This window comes from Agromyces solani (assembly GCF_058349925.1).
In genome coordinates this window covers 590,344-614,996 of the sequence record NZ_JBYRER010000002.1, presented here as the reverse complement: position 1 = coordinate 614,996, position 24,653 = coordinate 590,344, and the positions used below count along the sequence as shown (strand labels likewise).

General features: G+C 72.7%; 24 protein-coding genes. 10 read left to right on the top strand and 14 right to left on the bottom strand.

Annotation, left to right across the window (positions count from 1 at the left end):
• Positions 1-24: 24 nt before the first annotated feature.
• Positions 25-1,314 (top strand): nucleotide sugar dehydrogenase, encoded by a 1,290-nt coding sequence (locus AC3RJ7_RS10565; protein WP_491455791.1) that lies wholly within the window; start codon positions 25-27, stop codon positions 1,312-1,314.
• Between the two features lie 37 nt (positions 1,315-1,351).
• Positions 1,352-2,344, top strand: coding sequence for a glycosyltransferase family protein (locus tag AC3RJ7_RS10560; RefSeq protein ID WP_491455790.1), 993 nt, complete (start codon positions 1,352-1,354; stop codon positions 2,342-2,344).
• Positions 2,345-2,381: 37 nt separating this feature from the next.
• Here the strand turns inward: AC3RJ7_RS10560 and AC3RJ7_RS10555 are convergent, their stop codons facing one another.
• From AC3RJ7_RS10555 to AC3RJ7_RS10545, 3 genes are all read right to left on the bottom strand, one after another.
• Positions 2,382-3,524, bottom strand: coding sequence for a glycosyltransferase (locus tag AC3RJ7_RS10555; RefSeq protein WP_491455789.1), 1,143 nt, complete (start codon positions 3,522-3,524; stop codon positions 2,382-2,384).
• Between the two features lie 83 nt (positions 3,525-3,607).
• Positions 3,608-4,441, bottom strand: a complete 834-nt coding sequence (locus AC3RJ7_RS10550) for a glycosyltransferase (RefSeq protein WP_491455788.1) — start codon at positions 4,439-4,441, stop codon at positions 3,608-3,610.
• The gene (locus AC3RJ7_RS10545) at positions 4,438-5,388 is read right to left on the bottom strand and encodes a glycosyltransferase (RefSeq protein ID WP_491455787.1); all 951 of its coding nucleotides are present in this window, start codon (positions 5,386-5,388) and stop codon (positions 4,438-4,440) included. The genes AC3RJ7_RS10550 and AC3RJ7_RS10545 overlap by 4 nt, the downstream gene beginning before the upstream one ends.
• Before the next feature lie 143 nt (positions 5,389-5,531).
• Between AC3RJ7_RS10545 and AC3RJ7_RS10540 the strand changes: the two genes are divergently transcribed.
• Positions 5,532-6,671 (top strand): glycosyltransferase family 4 protein, encoded by a 1,140-nt coding sequence (locus tag AC3RJ7_RS10540; RefSeq protein WP_491455786.1) that lies wholly within the window; start codon positions 5,532-5,534, stop codon positions 6,669-6,671.
• A 131-nt stretch (positions 6,672-6,802) separates the two neighbouring features.
• Here the strand turns inward: AC3RJ7_RS10540 and AC3RJ7_RS10535 are convergent, their stop codons facing one another.
• The 3 genes from AC3RJ7_RS10535 to AC3RJ7_RS10525 all read right to left on the bottom strand — a co-directional run bounded on the left by AC3RJ7_RS10535 (position 6,803) and on the right by AC3RJ7_RS10525 (position 9,889).
• Positions 6,803-8,176 carry an LCP family glycopolymer transferase gene (locus tag AC3RJ7_RS10535; protein ID WP_491455785.1) on the bottom strand — a complete coding sequence of 458 codons (1,374 nt, stop codon included), beginning with the start codon at positions 8,174-8,176 and terminating at the stop codon, positions 6,803-6,805.
• Positions 8,173-8,640 (bottom strand): 5-(carboxyamino)imidazole ribonucleotide mutase, encoded by a 468-nt coding sequence (gene purE / locus AC3RJ7_RS10530; RefSeq protein ID WP_491456161.1) that lies wholly within the window; start codon positions 8,638-8,640, stop codon positions 8,173-8,175. Before purE ends, AC3RJ7_RS10535 begins: the two co-directional genes overlap by 4 nt.
• 130 nt (positions 8,641-8,770) lie before the next feature.
• A complete protein-coding gene (locus AC3RJ7_RS10525) occupies positions 8,771-9,889 on the bottom strand; it encodes a 5-(carboxyamino)imidazole ribonucleotide synthase (protein ID WP_491456160.1) in 1,119 nt (372 codons plus the stop codon).
• A gap of 94 nt (positions 9,890-9,983) precedes the next feature.
• Here AC3RJ7_RS10525 and AC3RJ7_RS10520 point away from each other — a divergent pair, with 94 nt between their 5' ends.
• Complete coding sequence (locus AC3RJ7_RS10520; protein WP_491455784.1) at positions 9,984-10,613, top strand: GtrA family protein; 630 nt, start codon at positions 9,984-9,986, stop codon at positions 10,611-10,613.
• Here the strand turns inward: AC3RJ7_RS10520 and AC3RJ7_RS10515 are convergent.
• The 3 genes from AC3RJ7_RS10515 to AC3RJ7_RS10505 all read right to left on the bottom strand — a co-directional run bounded on the left by AC3RJ7_RS10515 (position 10,571) and on the right by AC3RJ7_RS10505 (position 12,937).
• Positions 10,571-11,428 carry a DarT ssDNA thymidine ADP-ribosyltransferase family protein gene (locus tag AC3RJ7_RS10515; RefSeq protein ID WP_491455783.1) on the bottom strand — a complete coding sequence of 286 codons (858 nt, stop codon included), beginning with the start codon at positions 11,426-11,428 and terminating at the stop codon, positions 10,571-10,573. The two genes, AC3RJ7_RS10520 and AC3RJ7_RS10515, sit on opposite strands and share 43 nt — an antisense overlap.
• A 68-nt stretch (positions 11,429-11,496) precedes the next feature.
• Positions 11,497-12,057: a PH domain-containing protein gene (locus AC3RJ7_RS10510; RefSeq protein ID WP_491455782.1), complete on the bottom strand. Its 561-nt coding sequence runs from the start codon at positions 12,055-12,057 to the stop codon at positions 11,497-11,499.
• 7 nt (positions 12,058-12,064) lie between these two features.
• Entirely contained in the window at positions 12,065-12,937 is an 873-nt protein-coding gene (locus AC3RJ7_RS10505) for a biotin--[acetyl-CoA-carboxylase] ligase (RefSeq protein WP_491455781.1), read from the bottom strand.
• 164 nt (positions 12,938-13,101) lie between these two features.
• Here AC3RJ7_RS10505 and AC3RJ7_RS10500 point away from each other — a divergent pair, with 164 nt between their 5' ends.
• Together AC3RJ7_RS10500 and AC3RJ7_RS10495 are read left to right on the top strand one after the other, a co-directional pair.
• Complete coding sequence (locus AC3RJ7_RS10500; protein ID WP_491455780.1) at positions 13,102-14,700, top strand: acyl-CoA carboxylase subunit beta; 1,599 nt, start codon at positions 13,102-13,104, stop codon at positions 14,698-14,700.
• A gap of 10 nt (positions 14,701-14,710) precedes the next feature.
• Positions 14,711-14,983 carry an acyl-CoA carboxylase epsilon subunit gene (locus AC3RJ7_RS10495; RefSeq protein WP_491455779.1) on the top strand — a complete coding sequence of 91 codons (273 nt, stop codon included), beginning with the start codon at positions 14,711-14,713 and terminating at the stop codon, positions 14,981-14,983.
• 286 nt (positions 14,984-15,269) lie between these two features.
• Here the strand turns inward: AC3RJ7_RS10495 and AC3RJ7_RS10490 are convergent, their stop codons facing one another.
• From AC3RJ7_RS10490 to AC3RJ7_RS10475, 4 genes are all read right to left on the bottom strand, one after another.
• Complete coding sequence (locus AC3RJ7_RS10490; protein ID WP_491455778.1) at positions 15,270-16,280, bottom strand: DUF8320 family protein; 1,011 nt, start codon at positions 16,278-16,280, stop codon at positions 15,270-15,272.
• Positions 16,277-17,566, bottom strand: coding sequence for a sensor histidine kinase (locus AC3RJ7_RS10485; RefSeq protein ID WP_491455777.1), 1,290 nt, complete (start codon positions 17,564-17,566; stop codon positions 16,277-16,279). Before AC3RJ7_RS10485 ends, AC3RJ7_RS10490 begins: the two co-directional genes overlap by 4 nt.
• On the bottom strand, positions 17,553-18,230 hold the full coding sequence (locus tag AC3RJ7_RS10480; protein WP_491455776.1) for a response regulator transcription factor: 678 nt from the start codon (positions 18,228-18,230) through the stop codon (positions 17,553-17,555). The genes AC3RJ7_RS10485 and AC3RJ7_RS10480 overlap by 14 nt, the downstream gene beginning before the upstream one ends.
• A 92-nt stretch (positions 18,231-18,322) precedes the next feature.
• Entirely contained in the window at positions 18,323-19,687 is a 1,365-nt protein-coding gene (locus tag AC3RJ7_RS10475) for a class I SAM-dependent RNA methyltransferase (protein WP_491455775.1), read from the bottom strand.
• 45 nt (positions 19,688-19,732) lie between these two features.
• Between AC3RJ7_RS10475 and AC3RJ7_RS10470 the strand changes: the two genes are divergently transcribed.
• The 4 genes from AC3RJ7_RS10470 to AC3RJ7_RS10455 all read left to right on the top strand — a co-directional run bounded on the left by AC3RJ7_RS10470 (position 19,733) and on the right by AC3RJ7_RS10455 (position 23,148).
• Complete coding sequence (locus AC3RJ7_RS10470; protein WP_491455774.1) at positions 19,733-20,374, top strand: Maf family protein; 642 nt, start codon at positions 19,733-19,735, stop codon at positions 20,372-20,374.
• Positions 20,375-20,466: 92 nt separating this feature from the next.
• Positions 20,467-22,236, top strand: a complete 1,770-nt coding sequence (locus tag AC3RJ7_RS10465; RefSeq protein ID WP_491455773.1) for an acetyl/propionyl/methylcrotonyl-CoA carboxylase subunit alpha — start codon at positions 20,467-20,469, stop codon at positions 22,234-22,236.
• 46 nt (positions 22,237-22,282) lie between these two features.
• Complete coding sequence (locus tag AC3RJ7_RS10460; protein WP_491455772.1) at positions 22,283-22,756, top strand: carboxymuconolactone decarboxylase family protein; 474 nt, start codon at positions 22,283-22,285, stop codon at positions 22,754-22,756.
• Entirely contained in the window at positions 22,753-23,148 is a 396-nt protein-coding gene (locus AC3RJ7_RS10455; RefSeq protein ID WP_491455771.1) for a GNAT family N-acetyltransferase, read from the top strand. Before AC3RJ7_RS10460 ends, AC3RJ7_RS10455 begins: the two co-directional genes overlap by 4 nt.
• Before the next feature lie 46 nt (positions 23,149-23,194).
• Here the strand turns inward: AC3RJ7_RS10455 and AC3RJ7_RS10450 are convergent, their stop codons facing one another.
• A complete protein-coding gene (locus AC3RJ7_RS10450) occupies positions 23,195-24,613 on the bottom strand; it encodes a flavin monoamine oxidase family protein (protein ID WP_491455770.1) in 1,419 nt (472 codons plus the stop codon).
• Positions 24,614-24,653 lie beyond the last annotated feature (40 nt).

Sequence of the window (24,653 nt, the reverse complement as noted above, 5' to 3'; positions counted from 1 at the left end):
CATCATCCGATAAGGAGCTCCCCTGTGAAGATCGCCGTCATCGCCCTCGGCAAGATCGGACTCCCCCTCGCGGTGCAGTTCGCCTCGAAGGGCCACGACGTCGTCGGCGTCGACGTCAACCCGCGCACCGTCGAGCTCGTGAACGCGGGCGTCGAGCCCTTCCCCGGCGAGGCCGAGCTGCAGGAGCGGCTGTCGGAGCTCGTGCCGGCCGGCCGCCTCCGCGCGACCACCGACTACGCCGACGCCGTGCCCGGTGCCGACGCGGTCGTGCTCGTCGTGCCGCTCTTCGTCGACGCCGAGGCCCGCCCCGACTTCGGCTGGATGGACGCCGCCACCCGTTCCCTCGGCGAGCACCTCACGCCCGGTACCCTCGTCGCATACGAGACGACGCTGCCCGTCGGCACGACCCGCGACCGCTGGAAGCCGCTCCTCGAGGAGACGAGCGGGCTGAAGGAGGGCGAGGACTTCCACCTCGTGTTCTCGCCCGAGCGCGTGCTCACCGGTCGCGTCTTCGCCGACCTCCGCAAGTACCCCAAGCTCGTCGGCGGTCTCTCCGAGGCGGGCGCGGCGAAGGCGGTCGAGTTCTACGAGTCGGTGCTCGACTTCGACGAGCGAAGCGACCTCCCCCGGCCGAACGGCGTCTGGGACCTCGGCTCCGCGGAGGCGTCCGAGCTCGCGAAGCTCGCCGAGACGACGTACCGGGACGTCAACATCGGGCTCGCGAACCAGTTCGCCCGGTTCGCGCAGAAGTCCGGCATCGACGTCTACAAGGTGATCGAGGCCTCGAACTCGCAGCCGTACAGCCACATCCACCAGCCCGGCATCGCCGTCGGCGGCCACTGCATCCCCGTCTACCCGCGCCTCTACCTCTGGAACGACCCCGACGCCACCGTCGTCCGCGCCGCGCGCGAGGCGAACCTCGGCATGCCCGACTACGCGGTCGGCATGCTCGAGGGCGCGTTCGGCGACCTGACCGGCGCCCGCGTGGCCGTGCTCGGCGCCGCGTACCGCGGCGGCGTGAAGGAGACGGCCTTCTCGGGCGTCTTCGACACCGTGGCGGCCCTGCGCGCCCGCGGTGCCGAGGTGCTCGTGCACGACCCGATGTACACCGACGAGGAGCTCGCCGGCTACGACTTCGCGCCGTACCACCTCGGCGAGCCGGTCGACGCCGTGATCGTGCAGGCCGACCACGCCGAGTACCGCGGCATCGGCCCGGCCGACCTGCCGGGCGTGCGCGCCTTCATCGACGGCCGTCGCGTGAGCTCGCCCGAGGTCTGGGGCGACGTCGTGTACCGGGTCATCGGGCGCGCCTGACGTGAGCGGCTCGCCGCGCCGCGTGCGCGTCCTCCACGTGAACGATGCCGCTTTCACCGCGCATCGTCTCCTGGCGGTCGCCGCCCGGCACGGCGAGCCGTGGTCGTTCTATCCCCGGGCGGTGGCCGACCCCGCCTGGTCGGGCGTCGTCGGCCGCGCCCGGTTCGCGGCGCGCGGCGCCGCCTGGGCGGCCGGCCTCGCCCGTCGGGCTGCGGGCGTCGACCTATTGCACGTGCACTCCGGCGCGATGCTCAAGCACACGCGGCTCGTGCCCAAGCGGTTCGTGCTGCACCTGCACGGCACCGACATCCGCACGCTGCAGTACGACCCCGCCTGGCGCGATTCCGTGCTGTGGGGCGTCCGCACGGCCGCGGCCGTGCTCTACTCGACGCCCGACCTCGCCGAGCACGTGCTGCCGCACCGGCCCGACGCCCGCTACTTCCCCGTCCCCGTCGACCTCGCCGGCCTGCCGAAGCATCCCGCCGATGCGGTTCCCCGGGTGTTCTTCGCCTCGCGCTGGGAGGACGTCAAGGGGCTCGAGTCGCAGCTCGCGGTCGCTCGCCGGCTGGTCGCCGACGCGCCCCCAGGGGTCGTCGTCACCGGGCTCGACTGGGGCCCGGGCACGGAGGCCGCGCGCGCGGCGGGCGTGGTGCTCGTCCCGAAGATGCCGCACGAGGAGTACGTGCGCTACATGGCCGACTCGCGGCTCGTCGTCGGGCAGAGCGCCGGGATCCTCTCGTCGAGCGAACTCGAGGCGATCGGCGCCGGGGTCCCCGTCGTGGCGCCGCTGAAGCCCGGCTTCTATCCCGACGAGCCGCCGATCGGCGGCGGCGCCGACGCGTGGGGCCGGCCCGACGCGATCGCCGATGCGGCGCTCGCGATGCTCGACGCCGACCGCGAAGGCGACGCCGACCGCGAAGGCGACCCCGCCGCGGGCCCCGAGTGGATCGCCCGCACGCACGACGCCGAACTCGGCTACCGCGAGCTCGCGCGCCTCTACCCCGACCTGCTCGACGGCCGCGCGCGCTGACCCGTGCCCGCTTCCGAGCGGCGCACCGGAGCGCGGCTCAGCGGCCGAGCAGCGACTCGATGATCTCGGCCTCGACCCGCTCGTCCTCGGCGGAGTTGAGCGACTCGGCCGCGACATCCGCGTTCGCCTTGTAGCCGGCCACGTCCTCGGGGGTGAGGCCGCGCAGGGTCTCGACGAGCTCGTCGACGCCGAATCCGGGCGAGATGCGTCCGAGGCCGTAGCGCTCGATGAGCGCGTCGGTCTCGACCGCCGTCGAGAACACGAGGGCGAGGCGGGCCTGCACCATGTCGAAGAACTTGTTCGGCAGCATGAGGCGATGGTTCGTCGTGCGCGGCGGCAGCACGAACACGCCGACGTCGTAGGCATTGAGGGTGCGCGGCAGCTCGGCCGGTGCGACGGGATCGTGCACCGCGATGCGGTCGCTCGTCGACGCGGCGTCGACGAGCGACTGCCAGTACGCGTCGGAGCCCCTGGCCTTCACGAGGTAGAGGTCGAGCGTGAAGCGTTCGTCGAGCTGCTTGGTGGCCTCGATGAGGGTCTCGATGCTGCGGCCGGGCACCGCCCCGCCGGAGTGCACGAGCCTGATGCGATCGGGGGCGACGGGGCCGGGCTCGAGCGGCTGCAGGTCGATCGCGTTGCGGACGATGCGCGACGTCACGCCGAACTCGCGCTCGTAGAGCTCGGCGATCGATCCGTTGATGGTCGACACCGCAGCGGTGCGGGGCAGGTACTCGCGGCAGACCCAGGTCATGAACGGCGCCACGAGGAGGCGCCAGGACAGGACGTGGGTGCGCTCCTGCGGCGCCCACTCGTGCATGTCGCCCCACACCGGCGCCCCCGCGGCGACCCGGTGCGCGAGGGGCAGCGCCCGCGCCTCGTTCGCGACGACGAGGTCGAACCTGCGGTCGCCGATCAGCTCGAGCGCCCGCGCGACGGCCGGGGCGTCGAACTCCACCGAGCGGTACGCCCGCACGGCCAGCTTCGCCACGCCGCCGACGGTCTGGGGCAGCGACGGCAGCGCGGCGTCGATCTCGAGGTGCTCGGCGACGCCGGGCGGCGCCTCGCCGTACCCGACGGTCGTCACGTCCCCGTAGCGCTCGAGCACCTTGAGCTGGCGCAGCACCCGCGAGTCGGCGAGGAAGTGCGAGAACGAGAGGCAGAGGATGCGGGGCCTGGACACTCAGGACATCCTAGTTGCGGCCGCACGGGTGCGGCGTCCGGCGCCGCCGCGCGAACCGCCCGCGCGATCGCCGCGCGGCGCGATCACGCCGTGGTGCCCCCGCCGGCGATGAGCCGGCGATAGGCGACCTTCCGCACCCGTTCGGGCACGAACCGGTAGACCCCGCGCACGGTCACGTTGCGGGCGTACTCCCAGCGGCTCGTGAACCGGATGCGGCGCAGCGCCCGCTGCAGTTCGAGCTCGCTGCGCCACTGCGCCCGCCCGCCGCGGCGGGCGTACGCGCCGGCGCCGACGCGGTACATCACGAGGGGGTCGGCGAGGTTCTCGACGGATGCCCCTGCGTGGATCATCCTCGCGAACAGCCAGTAGTCCTCCATCAGCCCGAGCGGCTGGTAGCCGCCCGCCCGCTCGACGGCGCTGCGGCGGTACATGACGGTCGGGTGGCTGAACGGGTCGTGGAAGCGCGCGTAGCGCGAGATCTCGTCGTGCCCGGTGCGGGGCGTCCTCCGGGCGACGATCGCGCCGCCGTCGTCGAGGAACTCGAACATCCCGGTGCCGACGAGGTCGACGCCGCCCTCGACGACGGGCAGCTGCCGCGCGAACCGCTCGGGCAGCGAGATGTCGTCGGCGTCCATGCGGGCGACGATCTCGTGCTCGCACAGGCTCAAGCCGAGGTCGAGGGCTCGTGCGAGCCCGACGTTCTCGTCGATGACGTGGTGCGTGACGGGCACCGGGCTGTCGCCGACGACGCGGTCGATCGCGGCCGCGAGGGCGTCGTCGACCGGCCCGTCCTGGATGAGCACGACCTGCGCGGGGCGTACGGCCTGATCGCCGACGCTCGACGTGAACGCCTTCGCGAAGTGCGCGGCGTCGTCGCGTCGGTAGACCGGCATGAGCAGCGAGAACGGCGCGCTCACGTCGGTTCCACCAGGCGTACCGCTTCGCTCGCCCGGCCCAGCCCGTCGAGGGCCATCGCGTTCGGCCGCGGGCGGGTGCGGGTGCCGTCGCGGTAGCCGCGACGCCAGCCGTCGCCGAGCACGGCGCGGTCGCTCGACCGCACGACGGTGCGGATCCACCGCCGCACGCTCGAGGCGCCGTACACGAGCTTCTCACCGGCCGAGAGGCTCGATGAGCGGCGGAACATCCACAGCTTGTTGCGCACCTCGTAGTAGAAGCGCGGCCCGGGGTCGGCGTCGGTCGAGCCGAGCACCTTGGTCTTGTGCACGACGACCGAGGCGGGCACGTGCACGCCCCGGCGCCCGCGGAGCGCCCGCGTGGAGTACTCGAAGTCGTCGTTCCAGATGAAGTAGTCGGCGATGGGCAGGCCGATCTCGCGCACGACGTCGGCCCGCACGAGCATCGAGACGAACGACGTGCTGCGAATCGGGATGCCTCCGCGGCGCGCCGCGGCGATGCGCTCGTCGCGGTCGACGAACGGCTTCTGGCGCGGCGTGTTCATCGGGTGCTCGGTGCCGTCGTTCCAGACGACGCGGGAGCCCGCGACGACGAGGTCGGTGCCGTCGACGGCGGCGAGGAGCTCGGCGAGCGCCGACCCGGTCGGCACCGTGTCGTCGTCCATGAGCCAGAGCCAGTCGGGGGCGTGGTCGGCGAGGGCGACCGCCATTCCCGCGGCGAAGCCTCCGGCTCCGCCGGTGTTGCGCGGCAGCGAGACGAGGTCGACGCGGTCGCCGGCGGATCGGGCGACCTCGGCGGAGTCGTCCGTTGAGGCGTTGTCGACCACGACGACCTTCGCGAGCGGCGCGCGCTGCGCCGCGAGCGCGGCGAGCACCTCGGCGAGGAGGGCCGCCCGGTTGTAGGCGACGACGACGGCGACGACGCGCGGTGGCACAGGTGACGGACTCATCGACTCTCGCTGATCTCGGGAAGGCTCCCCACTATCTTGCCCTGTCCCCGGCGCCCGACTTTCCACAGGAACGGGCTCTCGCCGGATTCTCGGGAAGCGGCGCGCTACATTGGATGGTCGCCTGTGACGCTCGGAGGAGGGGCATGCCCACGACGCTTCGGATGATCGTCGACCAAGTGGTCGCGCCGGTTCCCGGCGCGCTCGGCCGCTACACCGAGGCGCTCACGGAGTCGCTCATCGCCACGGCGCCGCCCGGCTGCGAGGTCGAGGGCGTCGTCTCCTCGTCGCTCCCCGCCGACTACGACCGGCTGCTCGCGCGGTTCCCCGGGCTCTCGGGCCTCTACAAGACGAGCCTCGCGCGTCGCGAGCTCGCGGCCGCCTGGCAGTTCGGCCTGACCACCTCGCCCGGCGGCGGCATGGTGCACGCACCCGGGCTCTTCGCGCCACTGCGCCGGCACGATCGATCGGCGGGCGACCAGACGGTCGTGACGGTGCACGACCTGCTCGCCTGGACCCACCCCGAGTCGCTCACCGCGACGACGGTCGCCTGGCACAAGGGCATGCTGAAGCGCGCCCGCAAGCACGCCGACGCCGTCGTCGTGCCGACCCACGCCCTCGCCGAGCGGCTCGGCATGGTCGCCGACTTCGGCGACCGCGTGCGGGTCATCGGCACCGCCCCGCGACTCGGGCTCAAGATGCCGCGGGACGCCGCCGACCGGGCCGCCCGGTTCGCGCTGCCGGGCGACTACCTCGTGACGACCGGCTCCCTCGACCCGCGCAACGGCGTCGTCGACCTGCTCGCCGCGCTCGGCCGAGCCGACTCCCCCGACCTTCCGCTCGTCGTGCTCGGCCCCGAGAACTGGGGCGAGCAGCACCTCGCGACCGTCGCCGAAGAGGCCGGCGTCACGCCGGGCCGCGTGCGCGCGCTCGAACTGACCGACCCGGCCGACCTGGCGACCGTCCTCTCCGGCGCGACCGCGTACGTCGCACCGAGCCATGACGAGGGGGCGGGCACCTCGCTCATCGAGGCCTTCCACCTCGGGGTGCCGGTGATCCATTCCGACACCCCCGCCTACCTCGAGGTCGCCGCAGAGGCCGGCCGGGCCGTCGAGGTCGGCGACGGCGGCGACGGCTACGCCGAGCGGCTCGCCGGCGCGATCGCCGACGTCGTGGGCGACGACGACCTCGCGGAGCGGATGTCGGTCGCGGGCAGCGACCGCGCCAACGCGTACAGCTGGCGCGATTCGGCCGAGCGGGTCTGGGCGCTGCACGCCGAGATCTGAGGGGCGCCGCGCCGCGGCATCCGCACGGGTGCGCAGCCGCGCCGCGGCCCCGCGCCGAAGCTCGCGCAGCCGCGCCGCGGCCCCGCCGCCGAAGCCCACCGCAGCGGCCCAGCGGCCGCGAAACCGGCGACCTACTCGGCCGGCTCCTCGGTCGCGGGCGGCACGACCGCATCGTGCACGAGCTGGCGGATGTACTCGTAGTCCGGGTCGGTCGGGTCGATGCCGTTCTCGGGCGTGAGCTCGACGTGTCCCATCGGCAGTTCCTTGGTCTTCATGCCGAGGTTCACGAAGTAGCCGAGCATCGACTGCGGTACGTCGGTCTTCACCGTGTCCGCGCCGGCGGACGCGACCTCCTGGAACTTCGCGAGCACGTTCGTCGGGGTGAACTGGCGCAGGATCGCCTCCTGCAGCACGCGCTGTCGCGCCATCCGCTCGTAGTCGCCGCCCGCGACGCCGTACCGCGCACGGCCGTACCAGAGCGCGTGGTACCCGTCGAGGTGCTGCTGACCGGGCTCGATCCAGCCGTCGACGCCGTTGTTGTCCTCGTCGCCGCCGATCGGGATGCGCGTCTCGACATCGATGTCGACGCCGCCGAGCGCGTTGATGAGCGCCTCGAAGCCCTGCATGTCGATGAGCGCGTAGTACTGGATGTCGAGCCCCGTGATGCCCTCGGCGGCGTCGCGCATGCCCTCGATGCCGGGCTCCGAGCCCTCGGCGACCGCGTTCGGGTACATGTCGGGGCTCTTCAGCTCGACCTCGGTGTAGACCGAGTTGAGCTGGCAGACGTCGACCTCGCAGCCGTCGATGGCGCCGTAGCCCTCGGGGTAGACCTCGGCGAGAGGCGACCCCTCGGGGAACGGGAAGTACTCGAGGTCGCGCGGCAGGCCGATCGTCACGGCCTCACCCGTGTCGGCGTCGATCGACACGATCGACATGCTGTCGGGCCGCATGCCCTCGCGGTCGGGCCCGGAGTCGCCGCCGAGCAGCAGGATGTTGTAGCGGCCGTTCTCGTCGGGCGGCTCCGTCGGGCCCGCGACGAACATCGACGAGAGGAACCCGCTGGCCGTGGTCGCCAGGTAGGCCCCGTACGCGGCACCGCCCGAGAACACGATCATGACGAGCGTCGTGAGGCCGGCGATCCAGCCACGGGCGGAGGGGGCCGTCTTCACGATGCGCACGAGCCGCAGGGTGTCGAGCGTCAGCACCACCCAGAGCACGGCGTAGAAGGCGAGCACGAGCGCGACGATCCACAGGGTCCACGTCATCGTGAACATCGTGAACAGCGCGGATCGCCAGAAGAACCATCCGAGCAGCATGAGGATCGCGAGCGCCCAGAACACGAGGGTCGCGCCGAGGCCGAACCGGCCGAGGCGACGGTTGCCCGCGAGCACCTGCGGAGCACCCGGGATGAGGAAGTTGAGCACGACGAGCCACCACCCGCGGCGGGTCATCACGGTGCGCGAGGCGACATCCGGGTACCGGATGGGGCTTGCTGCAACGCTCATCGCGACTGCTTCAGCCGTTCGTTCTTCTCCTCGACGAGCGCGGCGAGGTCGCGGGCGTACGTGTCGAGGGCGGCCTGGAGGGAGGGGTCGGAGGCGCCGAGCACGCGAACCGCATAGAGACCGGCGTTCTTGGCGCCGCCGATGGCCATGGTCGCGACGGGGATGCCTCCGGGCATCTGCACGATCGACAGCAGCGAGTCGAGCCCGTCGAGCTTCGCGAGCGGCACGGGCACGCCGATGACGGGCAGGGTCGTGACGGAGGCGAGCATGCCGGGCAGGTGCGCGGCGCCGCCGGCTCCCGCGATGATGACCTTGAGTCCGCGGGCGGCCGCCTGCTTGCCGTAGTCGATCATCTTCTCGGGGGTGCGGTGCGCCGAGACGACCTCGACCTCGTGGGCGACGCCGAACTCGTCGAGCACGGCGGAAGCCTCGCGCATGACGTTCCAGTCGGAGTCCGACCCCATCACGACGCCGACGAGCGGGCTGGTGTTCGTCTCAGTCACTTGATCGAGTGTACGGCCGAGCGCTGGGAGATCACCGCAACGACACCGACGCTCGGTCGAGCAGCGAAGCGTATCGAGACCATCGGAAGCGTCAGTCCTGGAAGAACGCCGCGGCAGCCCGGGCCTCGTACACGACCTCGTCGAGGTCGTCGCCGGTCGCGGTGACGTGGCCGATCTTGCGGCCGGGTCGCGGGGCCTTGCCGTAGTTGTGCACCTTGACGGTCGGGTGACCCGCGAGCGCCTCCGCGTAGCGGTCGGTGAGCGCACCCTCGGCGGGGCCGCCGAGCACGTTGACCATGACCGACCACTCGTCGCGGCTGCCGGTGGCGCCGAGCGGCAGGTCGAGCACCGCGCGCAGGTGCTGCTCGAACTGGCCGGTCGTCGCCCCGTCCATCGACCAGTGGCCGCTGTTGTGCGGACGCATCGCGAGCTCGTTCACGAGGATGCGGTCGTCGGTCGTCTCGAACAGCTCGACGGCGAGCACGCCCGTGACGCCGAGTCCCTCGGCGATCGTGACGGCGACGTCGGCCGCGACATCCGCGAGCCGCCCGGCCGAACGCGGCGCGGGAGCGATGACCTCGCTGCACACCCCGCCGACCTGGACGGTCTCGACGACGGGCCACGCCGCGATCTCGCCGCTCGGCCGCCGCGCCACGAGCTGCGCGAGCTCGCGGCGGAAGTCGACGAGCTCCTCGACGAGGAGCGCTCCCTGCCGGCCGTCCTCGACGATCGTGGTGAACCAGTCGGCGACCTCGCCCGCGCTGCGCACGACCTTGACGCCCTTGCCGTCGTAGCCGCCGCGCGGCGTCTTCACGACGGCGGCGCCGCCGTGGTCGGCGATGAACGCGTCGAGTTCGTCGGCCGTCTCGATGCGCGCCCAGTCGGGCACGGGGAGGCCGAGCTCGGAGAGCCGCTCGCGCATGAGCAGCTTGTCCTGCGCGAAGCGCAGCGCGTCGGGGCCGGGGTGCACCGCGATGCCCGCGTCGACCATCGCCCGCAGCACGTCCTGGGGGACGTGCTCGTGGTCGAACGTCACGACGTCGACCTCGCGCGCGAACTCGAGCACGGTGGCCGTGTCGGTGTAGTCGCCGACGCGGTCGGCGGCGATCTCGGCCGACATGCCCGCCTGCTCGGCGAGCACGCGGAGTTCGACGCCGAGTTCGATCGCCGCGGGAACCATCATCCGAGCCAGCTGTCCGCCACCGATCACTCCGACCCGCACTCCGTGCACCCCTGTTCCTCATCGTCGTGGGCGCCCGGCCGACGCCCAGTTCAGTCTACGGGTCGGGGAATATGATGTGCCGGTGTCCACCGTTGCGCCCGATCGCCCCGCCGGCGTCGCCGCGCGCGCGTGGCACGGCCTGATCGCGTATGCGCTGAAGTTCGGCGTCGTCGGCCTCATCGGGCTCGTCATCGACGTCGCGCTCTTCAATGCGCTGCGGCTCGGCATGTTCGGCGCCGACGGCTGGGCGCAGTCCGCGATCGGTGCGAAGACGATCTCGACGAGCGTCGCGATCGTGTTCAACTGGCTCGGCAACCGCTACTGGACCTTCCGGAAGCACCGGCGCCGCAACTACCTGCGCGAGTTCGCGGAATACGTCGTGGTCTCCCTCGGCGGCATGGCGATCTCGCTCGCGTGCCTCTGGATCAGCCACCACGGGCTCGGGCTCACGAACCTCGTCGCCGACAACATCTCGTCGAACGTCGTCGGCCTGGGGCTCGGCACGGCGTTCCGCTTCGTGCTCTACCGCTACTGGGTGTACGGGCACCACCGTGCGGACGGACTTTCGCAGCTCGACCGCGTGGAGGAGGCCCAGCGGGCCATCTTCGAGGAACCGGATGCCTCGGCGGCCGGGTCGCGCGACGCCGCGCCGCGCGACCCGGCGCCGGGTCAGGCCTCGTCGACGCCCGCGGGCTGGAACCAGGGCGGGTAGACCGCCACGCGGGCGCGCACGCCGACCGCGGCGAGCGCGGCACGGACGCGATCCCGCACCTTCTCGTTGGCGACCGCGATGAGGGCGATGCGCTCGAGCGGCACCTCGCCGCGCACGAGGAGCTCGGCGGTCGCGAGTCGCGCGGTCTCGTCGTCGTGCGCGAGCCGCCGCAGCAGTCGCTCGACCTCGCCCCACTCCACGACGACCTGCGCACCGGGAAGCGACGCGTCGGTCGCACTCACCGCGATCGTCCCGGGCGCGGTCAGCGCGCCGCGGGCTGCGGCCACGGAGCCGACGAGCATCACGTGGTCGGCGGCCGGCCGCTCGATCGCCTCGGCGCTGAGGCGCGGATCGGGGCTGCCGGTGCGGACGGCGTCCCAGACGAGCGCGTCGGGCGTGAGCAGGAACGGCACGTAGTCGGCCAGCACGGCGTCGGTCCCGGGCACCGGGGTGGTGCGCCGGTACTCGCGCACCGCGGGCGCCGCGAGGTCGACCGCGGGGTTCGCCCCGGCCGCGTCGGGCACGATGGCGCCCGATCCGAGGATCCGGGCGAGGTTGTCGAGGTGGGTCACGTGGTAGATGCGCAGAGTGCCGACCTCGATCGGCGGCGCCGTGAGCGGGCGACCCGACGCGGCGGGCCTGCTCGACGGCCGCGATGCCTCGGCGGTCGCGGTGCGGGTGGAGTGCGTCGCGGTGCGCGCGTTCTCGCGCGTCGAACCGCGCACGGGCGCCGTGACGGTCGGTTCGGGCTGCTTCGGCGGGAAGCAGATGGCGCAGAGCCCGTCGTCGAAACCGTGGATGCATTCGTCGGCCAATTGGAACCCTTCGTCGTGCGCGTCTCGCGCTCGGGGGCGCGCGAGAACCGAGCGACTACATTACGCGCTCAGCGGCCGCCCCACGCCACGGTGTCGCCGTCGAGCGCGACCGGAACGTCGTGCGCGACCCCGATCGGGCTCCGGTGAGCCGCTTCCATGAGTTCGTGGAGCGCCGACTGGACGAGCTGGGGCTGCGGCAGGTCGTGCAGCACGACGGGCTTCTCCTGCCCGACGTCGATGCGCACGTCGCCCGAGCCGAACAGGCTCTGGCCCGGGTTCTTGCGCACCGTCACCTCGCGAACGCGCGCGTGGGCGAGCTCGTTGCGCACGCGCACGAACACGCCGCGGCGCATGATGATGCGCCGGGTCGTGACGGTCGTCCGGCCGGTGAGCCACGCGAGGTACGGGAGCACGCACCCGAGCACGACGAGGAGCAGCGCCGCGGCGCCGAGGGCCAGCAGCTGCCACGATTCGTCGACGAACCCGACCGCGTAGCCCGCACCGCCGGCGACCGCGATGAGCAGCAGCCCCGGCAGGATGAGCACGCGCGCGTGACGGCGCAGCCGTGCCACGACCCGCTCGGGCGGGACGGTCGGCGCGGCCGTCGCCGGCGCGTCGGCTCTCGTCATACGCCCATTAATAGCGCAGGTGGGTGACGTCCCCGGCGGCGACAGACCACGGCTCGCCGTTCTCGCGGTCGATCACGACGAGCCGCCCGTCGGCGTCGAGCCGATCGGCACGGCCGAGGAGCTCGCGGTCCCCCGGCAGCTCGACGCGCACCTCGGCGCCGATCGTGCCGCAGAGCGCGGTCACCCGTTCGTGCACCCCGGCGGCGGTCGCATCGCCGCCGGCGCGGCAGAAGTCGTCGAACATCGCGAGCAGCCGCTCGAGGTAGTCGGCGAGCACGGCGTCGCCGTCGGGCCGCACGCCCGTCGCGAGCAGCAGCGACGTCGACGTGAGCGTCGGCAGGTCGTGCTCATCGAGCGTGAGGTTGAGGCCGGCTCCGACGACCACGGCGGGCGGCCGCCCGTCCGCGGCGGGCACGAGTTCCGAGAGGATGCCGCAGATCTTGTAGTCCGACACGAGCACGTCGTTCGGCCATTTGAGCTCGACGGACACCCCGCCCGACCGGTCGTCGGCGTCGTGCTCGGGATCGTTCGCGGCGACGACGGCCTCGGCGGCGGCGACGGCCGTGCGCACGGCCTCGGTCATCGCGGCACCGGCGATGAGGGGGATCCACCCGTACGCGTCGGGCGGGAATGCCCGGCCGCCGGGGAGCTCCGGCCGCAGCAGCAGCGAGATGGCGAGCGTCTTGCCCGTGGGCGCGAGCCAGGTGCGGCCCAGCCGGCCGCGGCCCTTCGTCTGGTTGTCGGTGACGACGACCGAGCCGTTCGGCCAGCTCGAGGCATCCTCGCCCGTGGCCGCCGCACGCAACTCGTCGTTGGTCGACCCCGCCTCGGCGAGGAACTCGAAGCGCGGTACCGCCGCGCGCGATCGCTCCCACTCCATGACACACACCCTAGCCACGCGGCCGCGGCCGCCGGGCGGGCGGTCGGATCAGGCGCGGCACGACCTGCGCTCGCCGCATTTGTACGAACTCGGGCAACTCGCGCGTGGATTTGTAGGAAACCATCAACGAAGTGGCCGGGATGCTCGCCGGTAGAGTGAACGGCGTGACCGAAGCGACTGACGGCCCCGACCTCTCCACGACCGCCGGCAAACTGGCCGACCTCAAGCTGCGCTACCACGAAGCGGTGACCGCGTCGGGCGAGGCGGCGATCGAGAAGCAGCATGCCAAGGGCAAGATGACGGCGCGCGAGCGCATCGCCGAACTGCTCGACCCGGGCTCGTTCGTCGAGTTCGACGAGTTCGTGCGGCACCGCACTCACGCCTTCGGCATGGACAAGAAGCGCCCGTACGGCGACTCGGTCGTGATCGGCACCGGCACCATCCACGGTCGCCAGGTCGCCGTGTACTCGCAGGACTTCACGATCTTCGGCGGCTCGCTCGGCGAGGTCGCCGGCGAGAAGATCATCAAGATCATGGAGCACGCCATCAAGGTCGGCGTGCCGATCATCGGCATCCTCGACTCGGGCGGCGCGCGCATCCAGGAGGGCGTCGTCGCCCTCGGCAAGTACGGCGAGATCTTCCGGCGCAACACGCAGGCCTCCGGCGTCATCCCGCAGATCTCGATCATCTGCGGCCCGGCGGCCGGCGGCGCGGTGTACTCCCCCGCGCTCACCGACTTCGTGATCATGGTCGACAAGACCAGCCAGATGTTCGTGACCGGCCCCGACGTCATCAAGACGGTCACCGGCGAGGACGTCGGCATGGAGGAGCTCGGCGGCGCGCTCACCCACAACACGGTCTCGGGCGTCGCGCACTACCTCGCGAGCGACGAGTCCGACGCCCTCGACTACGCACGCACGCTCGTCTCGTTCCTGCCCGACAACAACATGACGGACGCTCCGGTGTACGACTCGGAGGTCGAGCTCGAGGTCACCGACGACGACAAGCGGCTGAACACGATCATCCCCGACTCGCCGAACCAGCCGTACGACATGCACGCCGTCATCGAGGGCGTCGTCGACCACGGCGACTTCCTCGAGGTGCAGCCGCTCTACGCGCCGAACATCGTCGTGGGCTTCGCCCGCGTCGAGGGCCGCACGGTCGGCATCATCGCGAACCAGCCCTCGCAGATGGCGGGCACGCTGAACATCGCCGCGGGCGAGAAGGCCTCGCGATTCGTGCGCTTCTGCGACGCGTTCTCGATCCCGATCCTCACCCTCGTCGACGTGCCCGGCTACCTGCCCGGCACCGACCAGGAGTGGACGGGCGTCATCCGCCGCGGCGCGAAGCTGCTCTACGCCTACGCCGAGGCGACGGTGCCGCTCGTCACCGTCATCACGCGCAAGGCGTACGGCGGTGCCTACATCGTCATGGGCTCGAAGCAGCTCGGCGCCGACATCAACCTGGCCTGGCCGACCGCCGAGATCGCGGTCATGGGCGGGCAGGGCGCGGTCAACATCCTCTACCGCGGCGAGATCAAGCGCGCCGAGGAGGCGGGTGAGGACGTGGCCGCCGTGCGCACGAAGCTCGCGAACGAGTACACGTACAACGTCGCCTCGCCGTTCCTCGCCGCCGAGCGCGGCGAGCTCGACGGCGTCATCGAGCCGGCCGCGACCCGCGTCGCGGTCGTGAAGGCCCTGCGCGCACTGCGCACGAAGCGCGCGAGCCTGCCCTCGAAGAAGCACGGGAACATCCCGCTGTAGGGGGCCGGCCATGAACGATCACGCATCGGATGCCGCGGCGGACGCCGTCGCAGACCGCCAGGCCGACCCGCGAGCGGCCGACCTCCGCATCCTCACGCCCGTGAGCGACGAGGAGGCGGCCGCGGTCACCGCGGTGCTGCTCGCCGCCGTCGACGCCGAGGCCGTGGGCGACGCGGCGTCCGCTGACGCCGAGCCCGGGCGCGACCCCTGGGTGCGTTCGAGCGGCGCGTTCCGCACGCCGCTCGAGGTCGGCCCCGGCCGGTGGGTGCGCTCCGTCCGCTGACCGCGGCGTGTCCCCCGTTTCGCCCGAGTCGCGGATGCGGCGTCGTGCGCGCACACGCGCGCCCAGCCGTCGACCCGTGCCGCGGAGGGGGGACACGGGTGTCCCCCGAAATGCTGACTGGTATCGGCCTTGCGGATCGGGGACCATAGATGTGCAGGCTCCACTGGAGTCGCCACAGTCATCGGTCGGGTAACCGATGACCTGTTGGGGGCGAGCCAGGGCGATATTCGGGTTGTCGCCGTGGCTCGGGCTTGAGGGGGACCGATCGAGGATCGGTCCCCCTCCTTCATGCCCGGGGGATCTCCAGCCACAGCTCGACATCGAGGTCGTCGGTGTCCCCCGCGACGGCGTCGGGAGCACCGCCCTCGACGAGGCCCACGACGGTCACCGCGGTGGCGGAACCCTCCGCTGCGGTGCGGGCGATGATGCGATCGGCGTGCGACGACGCGATCGCCTCCGCGAGGCGCGAGAGCACCCGGTCGCGAGCCGCCTCGTCGAGGTCGTCGATGCCGCCCTCGTCGAGCAGGGTGACGTCGATGCCGCGCTGCCGGGCGCGCTGCACCTCGACGCGAACGGCATCGGTGAGCAGCATCCGCCCCCGGATCTCGTCCCTGACCGTCGCCTCGAGCAGACGGCACTCGGCGCGCTGGGCCTCGGAGAGCCGCCCGTCCAGGTCGGCGATGCGCCGGAGCATCGGCGCGGCCACGCGGTTCGTGTGCGCGAGTCGCATGCGGCCCTCGAAGAGGTGCGCGTCCTGCGCCGCCTGCCACGCCGCGGCCTCGCGTTCGGCCTGCGCGTAGCGCCGGGTCTCGCGGCCGGCGCTCGCGAGGGCGCTCGTGAGCATGTGGGCGATCGCGACCCAGACGATGCTGCCGATCACGCCGAGCGATCCGAGCGCCAGCGGCCCCGCCCAGATGACCGTCTGCACGGCGAGCGCCCCGACGCCGAGCCACGCGGTGACGAGCCGCCGTCGGGCCGCCGCGATCGTCATGAGCGTGCCGACCGCGGCGACGTACCAGGTCGCGTAGCCGTTGTCGGCGTTCGGGTCGAGCTGTCCGGTGACGAGTACCGGCACGACCACGCTCACGGCGAGATCGAAGGCGGCGAGCCAGTCGGGCATCCGGATGCGGCGAGTGGGCCAGAGGCTCATCGCCGTGGCGGCCGCGTACAGCACGAGCGCCGCGACCGCCGGCCACGGCGAGGCCGGCACGTCGATCGAGTAGATGCCGAGCACCACGTGGTAGACGGAGAAGATCGCGCCCAGCACGAGCAGCAGCCATCGGGGGATCGTGATCACGTGTCCACCTCCTCGCCGTCGTCGATGGGGCCGCCGAGCCGGCCGGCGTCGGTGCGCGGCGCGTGGTCGGCGCCCGCGGGCCACGCGAGGGTCACGGTCGTGCCCTGCCCCGGATGCGAGTCGATGTCGGCGCTGCCGCCCACGTTCGTCAGCCGCTCCTCGATCGACACCCGCAGCCCGAGCCGAACGGCCGGCACCGTCGCGACGTCGAAGCCGACGCCGTTGTCGGAGATCTCGATGACGCATCCGCCCGCACGCACGCCGCGGATGCGGATGTCGCGGCGCACGCGACGCCCGGGCTCACCGGCGTGCTGCAGGCTGTTGACCATCGCCTGCACCGAGGCGGTGTAGAGGGCGTCGATCGCCTCGACCGGCAGCTCGACGCCGGCCGCGTTGACGACGCGCACGACGAACGGCGTGGTGAACGTCGTGAGCGCGGCGCGCAGGCGACGCACGAGCACGGCGAGACCGACCCGGTCGAGCGCTCTCGGACCCGTCGCCCCCGCCTCGTCGAGGCGGTGCAGCGCGTCCCTCGCCATCCGTGCCGCGAGCTGCTGCTCCCCCGTCGTCGTCGCCGCGGCGGCCGACAGGAGCGTCGTGAGCACGCTGTCGTGCACGAGCGCATCGACCTTGACCCGCTCCGCCTCCGTCGCGTGCTGGCGCGCCGCGAGGTCGTACCGCTCGAGCGCCGCCTCCTGGGCGCTGTCGACCGACTCGGCGGCCTCCCGCAGCATCGTGATGATCGCGAGCACCACGACCCCGAGCACGATCGCGTAGACCGCGTCGAGCACGGCCAGCAGCGCCGGCGCCCCGCCGCCCGACGGGGTGATCCTGACCACGCCGTAGATCGCCGGCACCACGAACGTGTAGGCGGCCGCCCAGACGGGCGGCAGGGCGACGACCGCGGCCGTCGTCGCGACGGTGCACAGGTAGTAGAGCCACGGCGCCGCGCCGTCGAGCGCAGCGGGATCGCTGACGAGCAGCGGCCACACGACGAGCGAGACGGCGTAGAGCCCGGCGAACACGAGGCAGGCGACCCGCACGGCGGACTTCATGACCGTCGCCACGGCGAGCGCGGCGATCGAACCGTAGATGACCGCCATGAGCGCGGCGCCCGAGCCGCGCCCCAGGGCGTCGGCCTGTCCGAGCGCGAGCGGTACCGTCTGGGCGCCGAACACCAGCCCGAACAGCCCCAGCGCCCGCGAGACGATCGTCTCGACCTGGGCCCGGGTCACGGTGGCGCGGGTCCGCGCGAGGCGGGGCACCCGCCATTCAGGCGCGGGCATCTCCGCCCTCGGAATCGAGCCCCGGCAGGATGCCGTCCTCGACCGCCCGACGCAGCAGGTCGACCTTCGTGGGTGCCGGGCGACCGACCTCGACGTACTTCGCCCGGATGCGGTCGAGGTACTCGCGGGCCGTCGAGTGCGCGATGCCGAGCTGGATCGCGACCGCCTTCAGCGGCAGGCCCGAGGCGTAGAGGTGCAGCACGTCGCGTTCGCGCCGGCCCAGCTGCGCCTTCGCGAAGTCGCGGTCGGCCTCGATCGCGCTCGCCCACTCGACGTTGTTGAGCACGCCCCCGCCCGCGACCGTCGCGATGGCGGCGATGACCGACGACATCGGCGAGGCCTTCGGGATGACGCCGGCCGCACCGGCGGCGAGCGACTCCCGCACCGCGGCGACGCGGTCGGCGATGCTGTGCACGAGCACCGCGCTGCCGGTGCGGAGCACGGCTCGCACGTTCTCGGTGACGGTCGTGCCGTCGCCGAGCGAGAGATCGAGGACGACGACGTCGCACGGGCGCCCGTCGATCACCGGGAGGAGCGTCGCGACGTCGGCGGTGTCGGCGACCACGAGATAGCCGGCGGCCTCGCACGCCGCGCGCAGGCCGAGTCGCACGGCCTCGTGATCGTCGACGATCGCCACGGTCGCCTGATGCTCGCCGTCTGCCACGAGATCCCCCTTCTCGTCGGTTACGGGCTCGGATCCACGATAGCGCCCGGCCGAGCCGCGACTACGCCGTGTCGCGCCGCGCCGCGCCGCGCCTATTCGTGGACCGTCAGCCGTGCCACCGCCTCGACGTGATGGGTGTTCGGGAAGAGGTCGAACGCCCGCAACTCGTCGAGCTCGTACCCGTGCTCGCGCAGGAGCCCGATGTCGCGGGCGAGCGCGACCGGGTCGCAGGCGACGTAGACGAGCTGGCGGGGACGCAGCTCGGCGAGCCGGTCGACGACCGGTCGGCCGGCCCCGGAGCGCGGCGGATCGAGCACGACCGTGGCGGCGCGCAGGCGGTCGCGCTCCGCGCGCCCCGCGCCGGCGGCGAGCTCGTCGAGGTATCGGTCGACCCGGCCGGTCACGGCGCGCGCACCCACCCAGTCGGCGAGGTTGGCACCGGCGTGCTCCGTCGCGCGGGCGTCGGACTCGACGGAGGTGATGCGGACGGTCGTCCCGAAGCGATCGCCGACCGCGGCCGCGAGCAGGCCGACCCCGCCGTAGAGGTCGTGGTTCGCGGCGCGGGGGTCGAACAGGTCGGCGTCGACGAGCTGCTGCACCGCCGCGGTCAGCGTCGCGGCGGCGCCACGGTGCACCTGCCAGAAGCCGCCCTGGTCGAGTCGGAAGACCCGCTCCCCGACCTGCTCCTCGATGCGATGGCGGCGCCCGCCCCGCGTCGCCTCGCCGGTGTCGACGACGACCCACGGGTTGCCGAGCGAGGGGGCGACGAGGTCGACGGCGCGAGCCCCGGCGAAGCGCTCGTCGAGGGGCGCGAGGGGTGCGAGCTCGGGCACGGCGAGCGGCACGGAGGCCACGGGCACGACTCGGTGGCTCCGAGCCGCATACGGGCCGACGCGTCCCTCGGCGTCGACCTGCAGTCGCAGCCGGGTGCGCCAGCCGGTGCCGAGCTCGGGATCGGCGCCCGGCGCGAGCGCGGGGTCGACGGCCTCGACCTCGACGACCCGGTCGATGCCGCCGAACCGTGCGAGCGCGTCGCCGAGCACCTCGGCCTTCAGCGCGCGCTGGCGGGCCATGCCGATGTGGCCGAATTCCGCGCCGCCGGCGCGGTGCTCGGGGGCGTGGTCGACGCCGGCCTCCGCCCAGGGGTGCTCGCGACGATCGGCCGACGGCTCGAGCACCTCGACGGTCTCGGCGCGCCAGAACTTCGCCTTCCCGGTGTCGCTCACCCGGGCGCGGACGCGCTCACCGGGGATCGCATCGGCGACGAACACGACCCGTCCCTCGTGCCGTGCGACCGCGACGCCGCCGTGGGCGATGCGCTCGACGTCGAGCTCGAGCACCGGCCCGTCGAGCCGGGGCTCCGCCGGTGCGGGGCGGGGTGCGCGGGGCGCGGCACCGGCGGCGCCCGCCGGGCGGCGGCGGGTTCGGGCACTGCGTCGACGATCGGGATTCACCATGGTTCGAGCATTCCACAGCAGCCTGACCGCGGGCAGGATGGGAGGATGCGCCTCTACCTCGCCTCGACCTCGCCCGCCCGCCTGCAGACCCTGCGAGCTGCGGGGATCGAGCCGATCGCGGTAGCGCCGGGCGTCGACGAGGAGGCCGCCGTCGCGGCGCGCGAGGCCGTCGACGGGCCGTTGGCCGCCCCCGACATGGTGCAGTTGCTCGCGCGGGCCAAGGCCGAGGCGCTGGTGGGCGCCGAACCCGGCGGCGAGCCGATCGACGGCCTCATCCTCGGCGGCGACTCCGCATTCCTCACGGGTGGCGCGATCCACGGCAAGCCGCACACGCCCGAGGTGGCGAAGGCGCGCTGGCTCGCCCAGAACGGCGGCCACGGCGACCTGTGGTCGGGGCACTGGCTCATCGACCACCGCGGCGGCCGGGCGAACGGCGCCGTCGGCCGGCCGGATGTCGCGACCGTGCGCTTCGCGGCGCTCGACGAGGCCGAGATCGACGCGTACATCGCCTCGGGCGAACCGCTCCTCGTCGCCGGGGCGTTCACCGTCGACTCGCTCGGCGGGCCGTTCATCCGACGGGTCGAGGGCGACCCGTCGACCGTCGTCGGCCTCTCGCTGTCGACCCTGCGCGATCTCGTGCGGGAGCTCGGCGTCGACTGGACCGCGCTCTGGAACCGCACGACCTGATCCGCGCGATTGTCGGCTGCCGCAAGAGACTTCCGTTCATTTTGTGGAGGTCGCCCAAAGTGATGGCGGCCCCGCGCAATAGGCTGGGGGTCATGCCGCGCATCACCAAGGTCCTCATCGCCAACCGTGGAGAGATCGCCGTCCGCGTCATCCGCGCCGCCCGCGACGCCGGCATCGGCTCGGTCGCCGTGTACGCCGACCAGGACCGGGACGCCCGCCACGTGAAGCTCGCCGACGAGGCCTACGCCCTCGACGGCACGACGAGCGCCGACACGTACCTCGTCATCGACAAGATCCTCTCGGTCGCGCGGCGCTCGGGCGCCGACGCCGTGCACCCGGGCTACGGGTTCCTCGCCGAGAACCCCGACTTCGCCCGAGCGGTCATCGCCGCGGGCCTCATCTGGATCGGCCCGTCGCCCGAGGCGATCGAACGCCTCGGCGACAAGGTCTCGGCACGGCACGTCGCCGAGAAGGTGGGCGCCCCGCTCGCACCCGGCACCCTCAACCCCGTGGCGGATGCCTCGGAGGTGCTCGACTTCGTCGACGTGCACGGCCTCCCCGTCGCCATCAAGGCGGCGTTCGGCGGCGGCGGCCGCGGCCTCAAGGTCGCCCGGGACCGCGACGAGGTCGCCGAGCTCTTCGAGTCGGCCACCCGTGAGGCGGTCGCGGCGTTCGGCCGCGGCGAGTGCTTCGTCGAGAAGTACCTCGACAAGCCGCGCCACGTCGAGACGCAGTGCCTCGCCGACCAGCACGGCAACGTCGTCGTGGTCTCGACCCGCGACTGCTCGCTGCAGCGCCGCCACCAGAAGCTCGTCGAAGAGGCGCCCGCGCCCTTCCTCACCGAGGCCCAGGTCGAGGCGCTGTACTCGGCGTCGAAGGCCATCCTCAAGGAGGTCGGCTACGTCGGCGCCGGCACCTGCGAGTTCCTCATCGGCCAGGACGGCACCGTCTCGTTCCTCGAGGTGAACACGCGCCTGCAGGTCGAGCACCCGGTCTCCGAAGAGGTGACGGGCCTCGACCTCGTGCGCGAGCAGTTCCGCCTCGCCGAGGGTGGGGTGCTCGACTACCCCGACCCCACGACGACCGGTCACTCGATCGAGTTCCGCATCAACGGCGAGGACCCGGGCCGGGGCTTCCTGCCCGCCCCCGGTCCGATCCACCAGCTGCGCTTCCCCGGCGGCCCCGGCGTGCGCGTCGACTCGGGCGTCACGAGCGGCGACGAGATCTCGGGCGCCTTCGACTCCCTGCTCGCGAAGCTCATCGTGACCGGTCGCGACCGCAAGGACGCCCTCGAGCGCGCCCGCCGGGCACTCGACGAGTTCGAGGTCGCGGGGCTCCCGACGGTGCTGCCGTTCCACCGCGACATCGTCGACAACCCGGCGTTCGCACCGGCGGGCGACGAGCCGTTCTCCGTCTACACGCGCTGGATCGAGACCGAGTACGACAACCGGCTCGAGCCGTGGTCCGGTGAGCTCGAGGAGACCAGCGGTCCCGCCGCGCGCACGAACGTCGTGGTCGAGGTCGCCGGGCGTCGCATCGACGTCAGCCTGCCGAAGCGGCTCGCCGGCGGGGCATCCTTCTCGCACACCGCTGGTCCGGCGCCGCGTCGCCGCACCGGTTCGCACGCCGTCGACACGGGCACGGGCGACGCCGTGAAGGCCCCGATGCAGGCGACCGTCGTGAAGGTCGCCGTCGCCGAGGGCGACAAGGTCGTCAAGGGCGACCTCGTGCTCGTGCTCGAGGCGATGAAGATGGAGCAGCCGATCGTCGCCCACAAGGACGGCGTCATCGGCGGCATCAACGCCGAGCCCGGCGCGACCGTCTCGAGCGGGCACCTGCTCCTCTCGATCGCCGACGCGTAGACGTCCCGGCCCGGCCTCCGGCCGTCCGCGGAGAGGAGCCCGCACGATGCGTCCGTACCTCGACAAGGCCGGTCCGGCCTCGTGGCAGGCGGCGTCCGCCTACTCGGCCGTCGTCGCACGGGAGGCCGCGGAGCTCGGTCTCTCGGCCGAGGAGATGGAGTTCATCAAGGTCCGCGCGTCGCAGCTGAACGGCTGCGCCTTCTGCCTCGACCTGCATTCGAGGCAGGCCAGGGCGGCCGGCATCCCGCAGCAGCAGCTCGACCTCCTGCCCGCGTGGCGGGAGAGCGACCGCTACTCGGCGCGGCAGGAGGCGGTGCTCGCCGTCGCGGAGGCGGCGACCCGGCTGCCGCTGACCGACGACGCGCAGGCCGACCTCGCCGCCGCCCGGAACGTGCTGGGCGAGTCGGCCTTCGTCGCGGCGGAGTGGGTGGCCGCGACCATCAACCTCTTCAACCGGATCTCGATCCTCAGCGAGCACCCCGTCCGGCCGCGGGATGCCGAGGGAAAGGTGCACGCATGACGCGCGAACGGTTCACCGTCGAGAATCGGCCGGCCGAGGCGCGCTACGTGCTGCTCGACCACGATGCCGCCGATGGCGCCGTCGGAATCGATGGCGATGCGACCGAGTCGGCCTCCGCCCTCGTCATCGGCGAGGAGGAATACGTCGACGTCGACCGCGACGGCATCGTCGAGAGGGTGCTCATCCACACCGGGGTCTCCGAGGATTACGCGGGGCAGGGCCTCGCCTCGTTGCTGGTGCGGGCGGTCGTCGACGACGTGATCGCCGAGGGGTTCGCGATCGTGCCGGTCTGCCCGTACGTGCGGGCGTGGCTGCCGAAGCATCCCGAATACGCCTCGCACGTCGTGCCGCGCCGCCCCGAGCACCTCGACGCGATCCGCGGCCGGCGCTGAGCCGGGGCGGCGCGCCGAGCGCCGCGCCGCCCGTTCGACGCGCGGTTCAGCGTGCGGCGAGCGCGGCCAGCACCTGGTTCGCGGCCTCGATGCCCGTGTCGCGCGACCACGCGATCGTGCTCGTGATCATGCCCGCCCAGAAGATCGTGTCGTCGACCGGCGCCGCGAGCTGCGTGCCCCGGGTGAACCGCTCCGAGTAGGCGCCGCGGGCGAACTGGTCCTTCGACCAGTCGTACGTCGACGCGCGCGCGTACTGCAGGCCCTGGTCCCCGGTCGCCGTGCGGACGCTGTCGAGTGCCGCGGCGAAGCGCTGCGACTCGGGCAGGTCGAGCAGCTCCTGCGCCTTGCCGCCCGTCATCCAGGCGACGACGAGCTCGCCGCCGTAGCCTGGTGTGCCGATCGAGGCGTTCCAGAGACTGGGCGGGTTCTTCGAGAACGTCGCCATGACATCCCAGCTCGGCGGCACCGCGTGTCCCTGGGGCAGCACGGGATGCGCGAACTCGAGGATCGCCTTGAAGACCGGCAGGTAGTCGATCTCCTGGAAGGCGTTGACCTGCGCGGGCGGAAGCGGCGGGTCGAACACGACGTCGCCGTGCTGCAGCACCCCTCCGGGGAGGGCGACGACCACCGAGTTCGCCCTGAAGGCGCCCTGGGTCGAGTGCACCTCGACCCGGCCCGGCGCGTGCTCGACCGTCTGCACCCGCGCGTTCAGCACGAGCGGGATGCCCGCGACGAGTGGCTGCAGCACCTGGTCGTACCCGCCGATGATCCGGTAGTCGCCGTACTCCTGCGGCGGGATCGGCCCGGAGAGGTCCACGAACTTGAGCGCCGTCTTCACCGCCTCGAAGGCGGGCTTGGCCGGCAGTACGTCGAACTGCTCCGCGTCGACCTCGATCACGGCGAGCATGATCGGGTAGTTCGCGCGGACGATGCCGACGCGCTCGAGCCAGTGCAGCGCGGTCTCGCCGGCGGTCGGTTCGGGCAGCCCGTTCGGGAACGACGGCGCCCCGAGCGGGAAGTGCCACGACGCGTAGTCGCCGCCGTCGACCCATGGCGTCTGCGGGGTCAGACGCCCCCAGAGTTCCGTCTGCCGGTGCGTCTGGAGGCCGAGCTGGTCGATCAGCCCCCACGTCGACACGGTGCTGCCGTGCACGAGTTCCGCGCCGCGCTCGAACGGGATCGACATGCTCGTGCGATCGGTCCACATGCGACCGCCGATCCGGTTGCGCGCCTCGAGCACGATGACGCTGCGCCCCGCGTCCGCGAGGGTGCGCGCGGCACCGAGGCCGGCCGCACCGGCTCCGATCACGATCGCGTCCCACGTCCTGCTCTGCCAGTCGCCGGGCTTCGGCGGCGCTCCGCCGGTGAGGAGCACCCCGACCGCGCCGGCCGCCCCGGCCGCCCCGGCCGCGAGCAGGGTCCGCCGGGTGAGTCCGGCCGGTCGGTTCGTTCCCTCGTCGTACATCTGTCCTGCCTTCCTGGAACCTCGTCGTCTCGTGAAAGGT